This window comes from Luteibacter flocculans (assembly GCF_023612255.1).
Lineage (GTDB): Bacteria > Pseudomonadota > Gammaproteobacteria > Xanthomonadales > Rhodanobacteraceae > Luteibacter > Luteibacter flocculans.
On sequence record NZ_CP063231.1, the window covers coordinates 1885533 to 1901496 of the forward strand.

14 protein-coding genes are annotated in these 15964 nt (G+C 66.3%); 10 read left to right on the forward strand and 4 right to left on the reverse strand.

All coding sequences use genetic code 11. The features are described from left to right. Positions 1-126: 126 nt before the first annotated feature. Complete coding sequence (locus tag IM816_RS08025) at positions 127-1086, reverse strand: CorA family divalent cation transporter (protein WP_177257346.1); 960 nt, start codon at positions 1084-1086, stop codon at positions 127-129. Between the two features lie 185 nt (positions 1087-1271). Between IM816_RS08025 and IM816_RS08030 the strand changes: the two genes are divergently transcribed. The 4 genes from IM816_RS08030 (at position 1272) to IM816_RS08050 (ending at position 8569) form a co-directional block, all read left to right on the forward strand. Beyond that, positions 1272-1562, forward strand: coding sequence for a GNAT family N-acetyltransferase (locus IM816_RS08030; protein WP_250340478.1), 291 nt, complete (start codon positions 1272-1274; stop codon positions 1560-1562). 88 nt (positions 1563-1650) lie between these two features. Then, entirely contained in the window at positions 1651-3702 is a 2052-nt protein-coding gene (locus IM816_RS08035; protein ID WP_250340479.1) for a S9 family peptidase, read from the forward strand. 231 nt (positions 3703-3933) lie between these two features. Beyond that, on the forward strand, positions 3934-5484 hold the full coding sequence (locus tag IM816_RS18745) for a putative bifunctional diguanylate cyclase/phosphodiesterase (protein WP_305884079.1): 1551 nt from the start codon (positions 3934-3936) through the stop codon (positions 5482-5484). Next, entirely contained in the window at positions 5474-8569 is a 3096-nt protein-coding gene (locus tag IM816_RS08050; protein WP_250340480.1) for a ligand-binding sensor domain-containing protein, read from the forward strand. The genes IM816_RS18745 and IM816_RS08050 overlap by 11 nt, the downstream gene beginning before the upstream one ends. 408 nt (positions 8570-8977) lie before the next feature. On the opposite strand, the gene IM816_RS08055 is transcribed toward IM816_RS08050, so the two are convergent. Continuing rightward, complete coding sequence (locus tag IM816_RS08055; RefSeq protein WP_072320804.1) at positions 8978-9460, reverse strand: YajQ family cyclic di-GMP-binding protein; 483 nt, start codon at positions 9458-9460, stop codon at positions 8978-8980. Positions 9461-9543: 83 nt separating this feature from the next. On the opposite strand from IM816_RS08055, the gene IM816_RS08060 reads away from it, so the two are divergent. From IM816_RS08060 to IM816_RS08070, 3 genes are all read left to right on the forward strand, one after another. Further along, positions 9544-10719: a BaiN/RdsA family NAD(P)/FAD-dependent oxidoreductase gene (locus tag IM816_RS08060; protein ID WP_250340481.1), complete on the forward strand. Its 1176-nt coding sequence runs from the start codon at positions 9544-9546 to the stop codon at positions 10717-10719. 14 nt (positions 10720-10733) lie between these two features. Beyond that, positions 10734-11624, forward strand: a complete 891-nt coding sequence (locus IM816_RS08065; protein WP_250340482.1) for an NAD(P)-dependent oxidoreductase — start codon at positions 10734-10736, stop codon at positions 11622-11624. Between the two features lie 96 nt (positions 11625-11720). Continuing rightward, on the forward strand, positions 11721-12002 hold the full coding sequence (locus tag IM816_RS08070) for a hypothetical protein (protein WP_072320807.1): 282 nt from the start codon (positions 11721-11723) through the stop codon (positions 12000-12002). Between the two features lie 15 nt (positions 12003-12017). Here IM816_RS08070 and IM816_RS08075 read toward each other — a convergent pair whose 3' ends face one another. Together IM816_RS08075 and IM816_RS08080 are read right to left on the reverse strand one after the other, a co-directional pair. Further along, positions 12018-12488, reverse strand: coding sequence for a YaiI/YqxD family protein (locus IM816_RS08075; RefSeq protein ID WP_250340483.1), 471 nt, complete (start codon positions 12486-12488; stop codon positions 12018-12020). Continuing rightward, entirely contained in the window at positions 12485-13372 is an 888-nt protein-coding gene (locus tag IM816_RS08080) for a PhzF family phenazine biosynthesis protein (protein ID WP_250340484.1), read from the reverse strand. Before IM816_RS08080 ends, IM816_RS08075 begins: the two co-directional genes overlap by 4 nt. A gap of 143 nt (positions 13373-13515) precedes the next feature. On the opposite strand from IM816_RS08080, the gene IM816_RS08085 reads away from it, so the two are divergent. The 3 genes from IM816_RS08085 (at position 13516) to IM816_RS08095 (ending at position 15863) form a co-directional block, all read left to right on the forward strand. After that, on the forward strand, positions 13516-14121 hold the full coding sequence (locus IM816_RS08085; RefSeq protein ID WP_250340485.1) for a rhomboid family intramembrane serine protease: 606 nt from the start codon (positions 13516-13518) through the stop codon (positions 14119-14121). Between the two features lie 167 nt (positions 14122-14288). Further along, positions 14289-15179 carry a histone H1-like repetitive region-containing protein gene (locus IM816_RS08090; protein WP_250340486.1) on the forward strand — a complete coding sequence of 297 codons (891 nt, stop codon included), beginning with the start codon at positions 14289-14291 and terminating at the stop codon, positions 15177-15179. 108 nt (positions 15180-15287) lie between these two features. Continuing rightward, the gene (locus tag IM816_RS08095; protein WP_250340487.1) at positions 15288-15863 is read left to right on the forward strand and encodes a hypothetical protein; all 576 of its coding nucleotides are present in this window, start codon (positions 15288-15290) and stop codon (positions 15861-15863) included. The last annotated feature ends 101 nt before the right edge of the window (positions 15864-15964 follow it).

Consider the following 15964-nt stretch of genomic DNA (forward strand, 5'->3'; position numbering starts at 1 on the left):
ACCCGTTGGGGTGAGTGACGGCAGGCTGGCCGATAACTTTAGCGTATGAAGACCTTGAATGTCTCAAAAGGTGAATCAGCGCACGTTTTCAGGTCTTCACAATAATGAAAGGCTGAGGTAAGCCGGTCAGTCGCCATCGAGCCAGCCCCTCCATTTGAAGAACAGCACCGGCAACACGATGCTGATCAGGATGGCGGCGAGTGCGATGGCGTAACCGTGCGGCCAGGTCAGTTCGGGCATGTCCTTGAAATTCATGCCCCAGATGCCGGCGAGGATCACCGGGGGGATCGTCGCGACCGACGTCACCGTCAGCACCTTCATGACATGGTTCTGGTCCGTGCTGATGAAGCCAAGGCTTGCGTCGAGCAGGAACTGCAGCTTGTTGGTGAGCTGGTCGTCGAACTCGTCCAACGTGCGCAGATCGTGCTCCACCACGCGCAGGCGCACGGCGACGTCATCGGACATCCAGTCCGGCTGCTTGGCGCGAAGGAAGGACACGATCCGCTGCACGCCGAGCATCGACGAGCGATTGCGCGCCTGCTCGCCTTCGAGCCGCCCCACTTCGAGCATGCAGTTGCGCAGGGCCGGCGTGCCGAGGCGTTCGGGCGTAAAGATGCGATCCGACAGCTTCTTGAGGTCGGCCGAGACGTCTTCCATGCGCTTCGCGGCGACATTCACGACCGCTTCGATCAACGTGGCGAGCGCATCGGCGCTGGATTCCCAGCGATGTTCGGCGCAACTGTCGTTGGCGAGTTGGAAGGCGGGCGAATCCGCAAAGCGCAAGGTCAGCAGTATGTGGTTCGTCACCACGATGCCGACCGGCGTCGGTTGGTGGGCGCGGGTCGTGTCGGCGAAGTAGGGAATCGAGAGATACATCGCGTCGTCGTCGGTGCGGATGCGGCTCGACAGCGCCAGGCTCGTCAGGTCGCTGCGCTCTGGCACGCGCAGGCCGGTGCTCTCACCAGCACAGCGGCGTTCGTCTTCGGTGGGGTCCAGCAGGTCGATCCAGAGGGGGGCATCCGGCTTGCCCATGCCCGGTGTCCATTGGGTCGGGTGGGGCTTACCGTGTTCGTGGATGATCAGCACGTGCGGAGTGTCCTTGGGCGGCGGAAAGTACCGCCACGGCCGGCGGCGCGGGCAGTGTACGCTTCCGCTGTCGCCGGCACGTGCAAGGGTGTCGCGTCATCTCGGTGGTGCATGCGCAAGAACTCGCGCATGCTTGCAAGCGATGTATCCGTCAGGCCCCCACTCACTCCCTTCGGAGAACACGCATGAGCGACAACGCCAAGCCGCTGGACATCGTCCACGACAGCAAGAACGAAGTTTTCCAGGTCGTCGTGGACGGCCACACCTGCGAGCTGGCCTACCAGCTTCGCGGCAACGTGATGACGATCACCCATACCGGCGTGCCGTCGCCCGTCGGCGGTCGCGGCATTGCGAACCTGCTCACTCGCTTCGCCGTGCAGGCTGCCGAGGCCCAGGGCTGGAAGATCGTGCCGGCGTGTTCGTATGCGAAGGTCTGGTTCGAGCGCAACCCGGAATACGGTCGTCTGCTGGCCTGATCGCCCGGACCCCGCACGCGGCACGCGCCTACACAGAGTGTTCATGTGCGTGTAAGGTTTTGCCTTTCCCACGATCACAAGGCCAACCATGCGTACGAAGTGGATCGCCGCTGCCGTCGCGCTCGCCTGCGCGGGCGCTGCCCATGCCGACACCTCGAAGTCGGCGGACGATCCGCGCATCGCCGCGATCCTCGATGCGCTCGGCAAGGTTCGCACCATCGAATCGGTATCGCTGTCGCCCGATGCGCGGCATCTTGCCTGGACGGTGAAGACCGCCGGCAAGACCGTGCTCGAGGTCGCCGATGCCGATGGCCGCAACGCCCATCGGGTCACGGCGACGAAGGGATGCAGCGAGACGTCGGCCCTGTGGGCACCCGATTCCCGGCACCTGGCTTTCCTTTCCGACTGCGCGGGCAAGACGACCGGCGTGGACGAGGGCAAGCAGGACGACGTCAACGTGGTGGACATCACCACGAAGGCCGCGCCGAGACGGATCACGCACCTCAAGGGCTACGTGGACGGACTGGCGTGGCGGCCCGATGGCAAGGCACTCGGGTTTCTCTATGTGCCCAACGCCACGCGTCGCGCGAGCGCGACGGCAGCGGCCAAGCCGCAGCTTGGCGAGATCGGCGTCGAGGGCATCGAGGTGCAGCAGCTCGCCACGGTAGGGATCGAAGGCGGCGAAGTGCGAACGCTGACGCCGGCCGGGCTACACGTCTACGAATTCAGCTTCTCCAGCGACGGCGGACGCATCGCCTATGTGGCGGCCGAGCCGCCGGGCGACAACAACTGGTGGGTGGCAAAGCTCTACGTGCAGGCTGTCACCCCGGGCGCCAAGCCCACGACCGTCGTCGACACCGCGACGCTGCCGGGTCCGCTGAAGGATCTGCAGGTCGCGGTGCCGCGCTTCTCGCCGGACGGCTCGCGGATCGCCTTCATCGGCGGCCTCATGAGCGACCAGGGATCGACGGGCGGCGATATCTGGACCGTTCCCGCGGCGGGCGGTGCCGCCCCAGTGGACGTCACGCCCGGCATCACGACCACGCCGGCATGGCTGGACTGGGCCGCATCGGATCGTCTCATCGTCGGCGAACACGCCGCGGGCGCGAGTCGCGTGTCGAGCTATGCATTGCCCGCGAACGGTCCGGCCACGGCGCAGATCCTGTTCGAGGTGCCGATGACGATCGGCGACGGTCGCCTGTCGATGTCGCTCTCCCTCAGCGGCGACGCCGCCAAGGCGGCCTTCGTGGCGAGTTCGTTCGATAAGGCCGCGGAGGTGACGCTGGCCGACCTGGACGGCAAGACCTCGCCGAAGGCCGTCACCACCTTCAATGCCGCGCTGAAGCCCTCCTGGGGCAAGGCCGAATCCATTGCCTGGAAGAACGAAGGCCACGACGTCCAGGGCTGGCTGCTCTACCCGGCGAACTACGACCCGGCCAAGCGCTACGGCATGATCGTCTCGATCCATGGTGGTCCTGCCGCGGCGGTTACGCCGCGCTGGCCCGGCGTGGGCTACGGCGGCGCCCCGCTTTCGGCACTGGGCTATTTCGTCTTCATGCCCAACCCGCGCGGCAGCTACGGGCAGGGCGAGGCCTTCGTTCAGGCCAACCGCAAGGACTTCGGCTACGGCGACCTCCGCGACGTTCTGGCGGGCGTGGACGCCATCGAGAAGACCCATCCCGTGGACGATCAGCGTCTCGGCCTGACCGGCTGGAGCTACGGCGGCTTCATGACGATGTTCGGCGTGACCCAGACCACGCGATTCCGTGCAGCGGTGGCCGGCGCGGGTATCTCGAACTGGCAGAGCTACTACGGCCAGAACCTGATCGACCAGTGGATGAAGCCGTACTTCGGCGCCTCGGGCTATGACGACCCCGGCGTCTACGCCAAGAGCTCCGCGATCTCGTTCATCAAGCAGGTGAAGACGCCCACCCTGATCGTGGTCGGCGAGCGCGACGCCGAGACGCCAGCTCCGCAGTCGTTCGAATTCTGGCACGCGCTGCGGGCCCAGGGCGTGCCGACTTCCTTGGTGGTCTACCCCGGGGAAGGGCACGGATTCGCCCGCGACGCCAGCCGGCGTGATGTCCTGGCGCGGGCACTGGCCTGGTTCGACCGCTACCTCGGCGCACCGGGCCACTGACGGCGGCGGCCCGGTCGCGGGCCGTCGCGGAGATTGCGTTTTTTCGCCGAGGCAGCATCATGCGGGGAGGACCGGCGACCGGGCGCGTGCCTGGGAGCCGATGGAAACATTAAAGTCAGGGGCTGTGGTGGCCGATAACGCAAGGGATAAGTGGCATCGCGCCCCGGCCTTCCCCCGGTCCGGTGGCGCCACCCTTGAGCATGTCGCCAGATTCGCAGGCCGGAGCGTGGTGTGCTGACACATCGTGACGTCGAGAGCGGCATGCATTGGGCCGTATCGAATTGCGCACGCTGGTCCGTTTTCGGGCCGGGCGGTATGCCGGGCTGCGCGCGCTTCGGCACCGTCGGCGCCAGCCTCGGGTGGATGGTGGCCCTGGCGGTGGTGTGTTCGCTCGCGGCGGTGGTCATTGCCTGGCTGATCGGCCAGCGGCGGCGGCTGCACGCAAAGCTCGAAGACCCGCGTGAACAGGCCAGCCGCGCGCTGGCCTTCCACGCCTATCACGACACCCTGACCGGTTTGCCGAACCGCGCGTACCTCATGCGTGAGCTGGAAGAAGCGCTTGCCTCGTCCCGCGACGAGCCGCTGGCGGTCATGTTCATCGACCTGGACGGCTTCAAGTCCATCAACGACACGTTGGGCCACGAGGCAGGCGATACCTTCCTGCGCGCCGTGGCCACCTCGCTCCGCAGCAGCGTGCGCGCGCGTGACACGGTGTCGCGCTTCGGCGGCGACGAGTTCGTAGTGGTGGTCCAGGCCTACGGCGGCATGGAGAACCTCGTGCGGGTCTGCCGCAAGGTGCTCGATCTGGTGTCCAAGCCGGTGAACGTGAACGGCCAGTTTGTCGCGGTCAGCCCCAGCATCGGCGTGGCCGTGGCGCCGCAGGACGGCAACGTCGCCGCAGCGCTGCTGCGCAATGCCGATGCCGCCATGTATGCGGTCAAGGAAACCGGCAAGGCCGACTTCCGCTTCTATGAGGAAGGCATGCTGGAGCAGGCGCGCGAGCGCCTGGCCCTCACCGTGGAGTTGCGCGAGGCGCTCCAGGCCGGGGAGCTGACCGTGGAATATCAGCCCAAACGGAACCTGCGCGACGGCACCCTGGCCGGTGTGGAGGCGCTGGCTCGCTGGCCGCATCCGGTCCGCGGCGACGTGCCGCCGTCCGTCTTCGTGGCGATCGCCGAACGCTCCGGTTTGATCCATGCGCTAGGCGAGTACGTATTGCGCTCGGTACTCGGGCAGGTGCGCGCCTGGGACGCTGCGGGCACGGTCGTGGAATACGTGGCCATCAACCTGTCGATGCACGAGCTCACCCGCCCGGCATTCGTCGACACCCTGCATCGCGCCGTGCGTTCGTTCGGCGTGGACCCCACGCGCATCCGCTTCGAGCTGACCGAGTCCTCCGCCATGCGCCAGCCGGAGGAAACATTGCGCCAGCTTGTGAAGCTGCGCTCGCATGGGTTCGATCTCCTGATCGACGACTTCGGTGCCGGCTACTGGAACCTGAGCCACCTGCGTGAGCTGCCCGTCGGCACGATCAAGATCGACCAGTCGTTCGTGCGCGGCAGCTCGTCCAATCTTGCCGATCGCGAGATCACGGAAGCGATCGTCGGGCTCGCCAAGAAGCTCAACATGCGCACGATCGCCGAAGGCGTGGAAACCGAGGCCCAGGCGGAATGGTTGCGCGATATGGGCTGCGACATCGGGCAGGGCTTTTTCTTCGCGCGCCCGATGAGTGCCGACGCATTCAGTCGATACGTCGATCCGACGATGGCCTATGCAGGCTGACCGCCCGTCGCGGCCCGCTCGTTTCCCGCGTTTCCGAGCATGGTGGTGGGTTCTCGCGGGATGGTTCCTCTGCCTGGGTACGTTGCCTGCCAGCGCGCAGATGGCTCCCAGCGGTGCCGTCGATCCCTGGGCGGTGTACGAATCGGCATGGTTCGATACCGTCAGCGTCGCCGACGGCCTGCCGCATTCGACCACCACCGCCATCGTGCAGGACAAGCGCGGACTGATCTGGATCGGCACCTTCGGCGGCCTGGTGCGCTACGACGGCTACCGCATGCAGGTGTTCGGGCAGGAGCCGGACTCCTACGCCGGCGCCGTGCTGCCCGACTCCTACGTGCGCGCGATCGCACCGCTGGACGATGGCGGCCTGCTGATCGGGACCAACGCCGGCGGCCTGGTCCGTTTCGATCCGGGCACGATGCGCTTCCATGTCTATCCGATCGGCCCGGGCGGTTCGTCGAGCGGCAAGATCTTCTCGATCGCGCGAGCGCGCGAACCCGGCGTGTTCTGGATCGCCACCGAAGGAGGCGTCGATCGCCTCGACCTGGCCAGTGGCCGGATCACCCATGCCGCGCCGCGCGCAGGCGACGCGACGGACATGCTGCTGCGCACCTTCGTGGTCATGGAAGACAAGGCGGGCAACCTCTGGGCCGGCGCCGACAACGGGTTGTTCGTGCGCCGTCCCGGCGGCCATTTCGAGCGCATGCGATCGGCCGAGCCGGCCGTGGACGAAATCCTCCACGACCAGGTCTGGGCCCTTTTGCAGGACAGCCGCGGACGGATCTGGATCGGCACGGGCCAGTCCGGCGTGATCTATCTGGATGCGGAGAGCAAGGGACACCTGGTTCCGGGGTTCTCCGGCAAGAACGGCCTGGCACGTCGGCGCACGGTGCGTGCGCTGCACGAAACGCCGCAGGGCGTGCTCTGGGCGGCCACCGATGGCGCGGGCGTCGTCACCTACGACTTCTCCACCGGCCGCCTGCGCCCGCTGGCCCACGATGCGGCCATGCCGTCCTCCTTGCCGGGCGACATCACCCGCGACATCTTCCAGGACACGGCAGGGAACATCTGGGTCGCGACGGAGCTGGGCGCAGCGCATTACGACCCACACGGGCGCAAGGTGTTCTCGGTACTGCCGTCGCCGTTGGAGACGCACACGCTGTCGAATGCCAATGTGCATGCAGTATTCGTCGATCCGCGCGGACGTGTCTGGCTCGGCCTGGGCATGGGCCGGATCGATGTGCTCGATCTGTCCAAGGGCACCATGCACCACCTGCAGTTGGGCGGCGAGCAGGCCGAGCGTGACGTGCAGGCCTTCGTGGTGGCGCCGGACGGCTCGATCTGGGCCGGCGCGCAAGGCATCTCGCGGATCGATCCGGACACCTTCGAACTGAAGAGTTCGATGATTCCGAGCCTGGATGGCCGCTTGATCCTGTCCATGCAGCGCGACGGCGACGACATTCTGATCGGTGGCTACGATGGTCTGTTCCGCTATGACACCCGGCGCGGCACGCTGAACCAGATGCGTCACGACGACGCCGATCCCAAAAGCCTGGTCGGCGACCAGGTGCGCTATATCGTGCGCATGCCCGACGCGTGGTGGTACGCCACCATCAGCGGTATCAGCATTTCCTACGATGGCGAACGCGGCTTCGTGAACCTGCGTCACGATCCCGCCGATCCGAGCAGCCTGCCGCAGGACTACACCGGATCGATGGCGTTCGATTCGCACCACCGGCTCTGGCTCGGCACGTTTGGCGGTATCGCGTATCTCGACGACTTCAAGCCGCGTGGCCCCTTCCATTTCGGCGTCATCGGCGCGCGCGAGGGGCTGTCGAACACGAAGATCAACGCGTTGCTCATAGATCACGACGACCGCATCTGGGCGTCGATGGCCAATGGCGTGGCCATGGTCGATGCAGCGAGTCATCGCGTAGCGGATCTCGGCATCCGCGATGGCCTGCGCATCCCCAGCTACATCCACCGCGCCGCCGCCGAGGCGCCAGGCGGCGAACTCATGTTCGGCGGCCTGGGTGGGCTGACCGTCATCCGGCCTTACTGGGTGGCGCCGGTGACCGCGCCCGTGCGTCTTGCCGTCACCCAGGTGTCGGTCAACGAGAAGCCTCTGCCGCTGCGCCAGATGCCGGCGGAAGGCGAGGCGGTATCCATCGCGGGCGACGGACGTAACCTGCGCGTGGACTTCGCCCTGCTGGATTTTCGCGCCCCGCTGGAAACTCACTACGCGTATCGCATCGACGAACTGGACCGCGGCTGGAACGAGGTCGCGCGAGGCATTCCTCCCAGTGCCATCTACACGAACCTGCCCAGCGGCACGTATACGCTGCGCCTGCGCGCGACCACGCGCGGACTGGATGGCCGTACTGTCGAGACCTCGTTGCGCGTGGAGGTCACGCCGCGCTGGTACGAAAGCCCGTGGACGCTGCTCGGCGGCATCGTGCTTGGCGTGGTCGCTTTCTTCGGCCTGGTCTATCTGCGCACGCTCTACCTGCGTCGGCGTGCGGAGTTGCTGCAGGCACAGGTCGATGCACGTACGCGCGACCTGAAAGCCGCCAACGAGCGCCTCGATCATCTCGCCGGTACCGACGAACTCACCGGATCGCTCAACCGGCGCCGCTTCCTCGAACAAGCCGAACGCGTACGCCAGGGTGCCGCCAGCGACGGCATTCCGTTCAGTGTGGTGCTGATCGACATCGACGACTTCAAGGTAGTCAACGATACCTTCGGGCATCTGGCCGGCGACACGGTCATCCGCGAGACGATGCGGGTGATTTCCTCGATGTGTCGCGCCGATGACCTGGCAGGCCGTTTCGGCGGCGAGGAGTTCATCCTCTGCCTGCCCGGCGCGCTGGCAGAGCACGCCCTGGACATCACCGAGCGAGTGCGTCACGCGCTCGGTGACATGGTGATCGCCCACGGCGACTACCGCATCCGCATCACCGTCAGTGCGGGCGTGGCGATGTGGCGCGCGCCCGAATCGCTAAATTCGCTGCTGGGCCGCGCCGACGAAGCGCTGTACCAGGCGAAGAACGAAGGCCGCAATCGCAGCCGTATCGCGGGGCTATAACGTCGCAGCGCCTTGCGGCGCCGCCGGTTGCGGAGTGCCTGCCCCGATCGGTGGGAGCCGCCGGTTGAGGCGTGATATGTGGGAGCCGCCATGGCGGCGAGGGCAATCGGCCTCACCGCTTCACCTTCGCGTGCCCGCAAGTTTCCGGCTTCGCCGCTCCGTTGGCTTCTCGCCGCCATGGCGGCTCCAACAACATCGCTCCGGAACTTGCCGGTGGGAGCCAGCCTGCTGGCGACGGGAGCTAGCCGGTGGGGGCCAGCCTGCTGGCGATGGAGACTTGCCTCGCCGCTACACCGCTTCGTTGGTTTTTCGCCAGCAGGCTGGCTCCCACCGCGCTTTTGGCTTTTCGCCACTAGAGTGGCCCCCACCTCTGCTCCGGCCTCTCGCCGCCATGGCGGCTCCCACAGATTAGTCGCGGAAGTTCTCGAACTGCAGCGGGACGTCGATGTCGGCCTTGCGCAGCATCGCCATGGCGGCCTGGAGGTCGTCACGCTTCTTGCCGGTCACGCGGACCTTTTCGCCATTGATCTGCGCTTCCACCTTCAGCTTGGCTTCCTTGATCTTGGCGACGATCTTCTTCGCCACGGGCTGCTCGATGCCCTGCTTGATGGTGATCTTTTGCCTGGCCTCGGCGAGGTTGGTTTCGACCTTGCCTTCTTCGGTGGCGCGCACGTCGATGCCGCGGGCGGAGAGGCGACCACGCAGGATGTCGAGCATCTGCTTCAATTGGAAGTCGTTGTCGGCCTTCTGCGTGATGACGTTTTCCTCCAGCTCGAACTTCGCGGACGTGCCGCGCAGGTCGAAGCGGGTGGAGACCTCGCGATTGGCCTGATCGACTGCGTTGGTCAGTTCGTGGGTGTCGACTTCCGAGACGATGTCGAAGGAGGGCATGGGCAGGTTCCTTGTCGAGGGGAGCGGCGGACGAGTTTACGCGAGGGCGGTATCATGTGCGTTTGCACATGGAAAAGCCCAGCATGGAATACGACGTCCTCGTCGTCGGGGCCGGTGCCGCAGGTCTCATGACAGCCATCGTGGCCGGGGGCCGCGGGCGCCGCGTTCTCGTCGTGGATCACGCCAATCGGCCCGGGAAGAAGATCCTGATGTCCGGCGGCGGCCGCTGCAACTTCACCAACACCGGCACGACGCCGGGGCATTTCATCTCCGCCAACCCGCATTTCTGCAAGTCGGCGCTGGCGCGCTACACGCCGTGGGATTTCATCGCCATGGTGGATCGGCACCGCATCGCGTGGCATGAAAAGTCGCCCGGCCAGCTCTTTTGCGACGACTCCTCCAAGCAGATCGTGCGCATGTTGCTTGACGAATGCGCCGCGGCGGGCGTCCGGGTGGAAACCAGCTGTCCTCTCTCGAACGTACGCGCCACCACGGACGGTTTCGTCGGCGAAACGCCTTTGGGGCACGTGCGAGCCGCATCGCTCGTGGTGGCGACGGGCGGATTGTCCATTCCCAGCCTCGGCGCCTCCGGATTCGGGTACGCGCTCGCGGAACAGTTCGGTCACAGCATTCTGCCGCTGCGCGCGGGTTTGGTTCCGCTGACGCTGAGTGGCAAGCACCAGGAACGCTACGACGGTCTTGCCGGGGTGGCCTTGCCGGTCGAAGCGCGTGTGCCGGGAGCGAGCTTTCACGACGCCATGCTTTTCACTCACCGTGGCTTGAGCGGTCCTGCGATCCTGCAGGTGTCGTCGTACTGGGAAGCGGGCGCCGATTTGCGTCTGGATCTTCTGCCCGGACTGGACGCGGCGCAGGCCCTGCGCGAGGGCCGTGTCGAACGTCCTGGCGTGGAACTGAAGACCCTGCTGTCGAGCCTGTTGCCGCGGCGCTTCGCGGAGCGCCTCTGCGAGGTCTGGTTGCCCAACCGGCCGATGCGCCAGTATCGTGACGCCGAATTGAACGCCATCGGCGCACAGTTGGCCGACTGGCCGGTGGTGGCGAGTGGTACGGAAGGCTATCGCACGGCCGAGGTCACACTGGGCGGCGTGGATACCGACGAGGTCTCGTCCACCACGATGATGTCCCGGCGCCAACCGAATCTTTACTTCGTCGGCGAAGTGCTTGACGTCACCGGCCACCTCGGTGGCTACAACTTCCAATGGGCCTGGGCCTCCGGCCATGCCGCCGGCCTGGCCGTCTGATACGGAGTAGAACAATGCGCATCGGTTTCATCGGTCTGGGTAGCATGGGCGTCGGCATGGCCGGCAACCTCATCAAGGGCGGCCACGCGCTGACGGTATGGAATCGCTCGGCGGATGCGGCGAAGCCGCTGGCCGAGCTGGGGGCCAAGGTGGCCGCGACCGCCGCGGAGGCCGCGGCAGGTGCCGACGCGCTGCACAGCATGCTCGCCAACGACGCCGCCGTGCGTCAGGTGATCCTGGAAGGCGGCGTGCTGGACACGCTGCCGCAGGGAGCCGTGCACGTGAACCACGCCACGGTGTCGGTGGCGCTGGCGCGTGAGCTTGCCGACGCGCATGAGCGTCGCGGCATCGGCTACGTCGCGGCGCCGGTGTTCGGGCGTCCCACGGTGGCGGCGGCAGGCGAGCTGAACCTCGTGGTTTCCGGCAAGCCGGACGCCGTGGCGAAGGTGCAGGGCCTGCTCGAGTTGCTGGCGCGCAAGGTGTGGCCGATGGGCGACGATCCCGTGCGTGCCACGATCGTGAAGATCGGTGGCAATTTCCTCATCGGCGCCGCCATCGAGAGCATGGCCGAGGCGACGACGCTGACCCGCGCGCACGGCGTCTCGGCGAAGGATTTTCTCGCTGTGATGTCCGGTTCGCTGTTTGCCTCACCGATCTACCAGGTCTATGGCGGTTTGATTGCCGACGAAACCTATTCTCCCGCGGGCTTCAAGATGAGCCTGGGGTTCAAGGACATCGGCCTGGCTCGTGCAGCGGCTGAAGCGGAGCGGGTGCCTATGCCGTTCGCCAGCGTGATCCACGACGCGCTGCTCGAAGCCCTCGCGGCTGGCGATGGCGAACTGGACTGGTCGGCGATGGCACGCGTGGCCGCGCGCCGGGCCAACCTGGACGATTCGCAGGATTGAATCGTTAGATCGTTTTTACGCACGTCTTCACAATCGCTAGGCCGATGGGTCCGCGACAATCGATCCGCACGCTTTGTGCGGACGAGGGTAGATCTCATGTCGGCTAGCTGGAAAACGGTATACGAGGGACAACACGAAGGGCGCTCGGTCACGGTGCGTGAGTCCAACGACGGCACCTTCAAGGTGCTGACCAAGCAGACCTTCTACGAGGAAGGCATCGCGTACCAGGACGGCAAGACCTTCGTGCACGTGTCCCCGAGCAGCGTCGGCGAGCAGGTCGAGAGCGAGGTCAATTCGCGCGACTCGTTGAAGGAAGCCCTGATGGAACTGCATTTCTCGGCGGACAGCGTCGAGACGATCTGCGCCAAGCTGAGCTGACCGGACTGGGGCTCCCTAGGCCGATGGCCGATCGGTGCGGCGACGCGCCAGCCACTTGTCCAGTTCGTTCGCGAAGGCCTGACGGTCGCGCGGATGCATGGCGGCAGGGCCGCCCGTGTCCACGCCCGCACCGCGCAGTTCCTCCATGAAATTGCGCATCGACAGCCGGGCGGCAATGGTGTCCCGGGTGAACATTTCGCCCCGCGGATGCAGTGCCAGCGCGCCTTTCTCGATCGCGAACGCTGCCAGGGGAATGTCCTGGGTCACGACGAGATCGCCGGGCGCCACGCGGCGCACGATCTCGTCGTCGGCGACGTCGAAGCCGCCGGGCACCTGGATCGAACGGATGAATCGCGAGGTGGGTGTGCGTATCCACTGGTTCGCGACCAGCGTCACCTGCACTTGTTCACGCTCGGCGGCGCGAAACAGAATGTCCTTGATGACGTTCGGGCAGGCATCCGCGTCGACCCAGATGGCCGCGGTCACGCCGCGGGCTCCCACTCCTGCCAATCCACGTGCCCATCGATGATGGTGTTGGTCCGCCCGCCGACCCACACGGCGTCGCCGTCGATGCGGATGATGATGCGGGCATCGTGGCCCACTTCGCGACCCTGGCTTACCACGTAGCCCGTCGCCAGCGCGCCGGTGGTGTCGCGTTCGGCCACATACGCGGCGATCAGGCCGTTGGCGGCACCCGACGCCGGGTCTTCGACGATGCCGACGCCTGCGGGGAACGCCCGCACCGCAAGGCCTTCGGCCGAACGCGCGAAGACGCAGAGTCCCAGCGTGTCGGTAGCGAGGGCGAGCGCGCGGATCGCCGCGTGATCCGGCCGCCAGCCGCGCAGCACCGATTCATCCGCGAATTCCGCGACCCACCACCGCCGGCCGCCTTCGACACAGGCCGGAGCGAGCGCACCGAGCTTCACCCCGTAAAGCACGGCCGAGAGCGTTTCGCCGCCGCGGGACGCATCGCCCACGATCCGGGCCTTCGGTGACTGCACGAACAATTCGCGCGTGGGACCGTCACCTTCGACACGAATGGGCAGCACGCCCGCGCCGCACTCCTGCCACACGATGCCGGCGGCGTCCGGTGTGACGAGCCCGGCGTCGAGCGCGGCATGCGCGCTGCCGATCGTGGGATGGCCGGCGAAGGGAATTTCCTTGGTCGGCGTGTAGATACGGGCCCGGTAATCCGCACCGTCGACGCGTGGCGGCATGAGAAAGGTGGTCTCGACCAGGTTGGTCCAGTGCGCGAAGCGTTGCATGCGCGAATCGGACCAGCCCTGTGCGTCGACGACCACGCCCAGTGGATTGCCGCCGCCGTGGCGGGCGGCGAAGACGTCGAGCTGCTTGTAGCGAATGGGAGACATCGATGGAGCCGGGATCGGGGAAGGCGACATGATAGCCGCGCGAAGGGCGCGGACGGCACCGCGGCGGCTGCGCGCATTCGACATCGGCCCTCGTTACCGCCAAGATGCGCGCTGGCTCGACGCGTAGGACGTTGCATCAACGCATGATCACGCTGCTCATCATTCTCGTGACCTCGGTGGTCTCGATCGTCGCTTTCCGCAACCAGCGCCTGCTGGACGACCTCATCCTGTGGCCCCCTGCGCTCAGCCGCAGCCGCGAGTACTACCGGCTCGTGACCTATGGACTCGTGCATGCGGACGGCGCGCACCTGTTCTTCAACATGATCTCGCTGTACTTCGCCGGGCGGATCATGGAGGCGTTCTTCAGTGCCGCGATGGGCCCGTTTGGGTTCCTCACCTTCTATATCGGGGCACTGGTCTTCTCGATCCTGCCGTCCTACCTCGCCAATCGACGCAATGCGGGATACCGGAGCCTCGGCGCTTCGGGCGCGGTGTCGGCCATTCTCTTCGCCTTCATCCTGCTGGCGCCGTGGTCGCGCATCTACGTCATCGTGATCCCGATGCCGGCGATTCTCTACGGCGTGTTGTTCGTGGTGTATTCGATCTACATGGATCGGCGCGGGGGCGACAACGTCAATCACAGCGCGCACCTCTGGGGAGCCCTTTACGGCGTGCTCTTCACCATTGCACTGCGGCCGGAAGCGTTGCTTAACTTCATCGGTACACTGACGCAGCCCCGGCTTTTCTGACGACGAACCTGAACTTTTCTGCCGAATGCATGTGACTTCGGCCGACGCCTGTTACATCATGCGTTCGACCGGAACGAAGACCGACCGATTGTTGTCGTCCGGCATGTACGCGAGTTCCCCCCGGGGGGGCGGTTCGCGTCGGCTACTACCGCAGGAGGAACGAGCGCATGGCAACGACCCGAAAGTCCGCCGCGAAGAAGTCCGCGGCACGCAAGACGGCTACGAAGAAATCCACTCGCAAGACCGCAGCCGCCAAAAAGGCGGGTACGCGCGGCGCAGCGAAGACCGCTGCCAAGAAAACCGCAAGAAAGACCGCCGCCAAGTCGACGCGCTCGGTTGCGAAGAAGAGCACCGCGCGCAAGAGCGTCGCCAAGAAAGCCGCCGCCAAGAAAGCCACCGCGAAAAAGACCACGGCGCGCGGCGCGGCGGCAAAGAAGGCTTCGGCACGCAAGGCGGCAACGACCAAGCGCTCCACGCCAAAGACCGCGGCTCGCAAGGCACCCGCGAAGAAGACAGCGGCGAAGAAGGCGGTTGCCAAGCGCGTCGTTGCCAAGAAGGCTGTAGCGAAGAAGGCAGTCGCCAAGAAGGCCGTAGCCAAGAAGGCCGTAGCCAAAAGGGCCGTAGCCAAGAAGGCAATATCGAAGCGCACCGCTGCCACGAAGGCCCCCGCGACCACGGCTCGCAAGGCCGCCCCGGCGCCAGCGGTTCGGAAGGCGCCGGCACGCAAGTCCCCGGTCGCGAAGGCCGCGCCGAGCAAGCGCGCCGCGCCGGTGACCAAGGTGACGTCCCCGGTCGCTACGCCGCCGACGCCGAAGAAGGCTCCGCGCCCGAAGCCGGCCGCTGCGAAGCCGGCATCCAACGAGGCGCCGATGCAGCAGCTGAGTCAGGAAGAAGCCGTGGCGCACATCCAGGCCTTGCTTGATGCAAAGCGCGAGCGCGACCGGCAGCCGCCCAACTGGCCGACGGATGAGCACCATGCCGCCGGCACGCTCGATGTCGTTCCAGGCAGCGGATCGCACGTGTCCTCCACGCCATCGGCGCACGATGACGACGAGTGAGCGTGAAAGCTGAATGAAAGGAAAGGGCCGCCTGCGCGGCCCTTTCTTTTTTTAGCGGCCATTCAATCCAGCGAGCGCAACGTCGGCATCGCCACTCGGAGACCCTCCATGCGTCGAGCGCACTCGCTGTTTCTTGCCTTGGCGGCTTGTCTGCCACTGGCGGGCTGCTACTACGATCCGGATTACGGCTACGTCCGTAACGGTTCCGGCGCCGACACGTATTACGGCGAGGAGACGACCGTGGTGTCGCCCGGTTATGCACCTAGCTACGGCTACGACGGCTATGGCCCGGGTTGTTGCTATTCAAACATCACGGTCGGCACGGTCTGGTACGACGGCGACGGCAGGCGTCGCTACAATCGCGGCGATCGCGATTGGCATGGTCATCCGCCCCCGCGTGGTGGGTGGCACGATCGCGACGGCGATCATGGTCCAGGTGGATGGCGCGACCGCGATGGCGACCACGGTCGTCCAGGCGGGTGGCAGGGAGGGAATAGCCCGGGCGATTCGCATGGCGGACGCGGCGACGGCCGGCCGGATCGCGGTCCGCCTGGCGGAGCACCGCGCGGCGATCGCCCGACGCGTGGCGGCTGGCAGGGTGGCGACCGACCGACACATGGCGGGCAGGGCGGCGATCGTCCGCCGGGCCCCTGGCGTGGCAGACGTCCGAACGGCGACCACTAGCCACCATCCACGGGCTCGCGTCCTGCACGCCCTGAGTGGAGCCCCCTCGACGGTGATGCGCTCTTGAGATGCCGTTGTCAGCGGTGGGAGCCAGCCTGCTG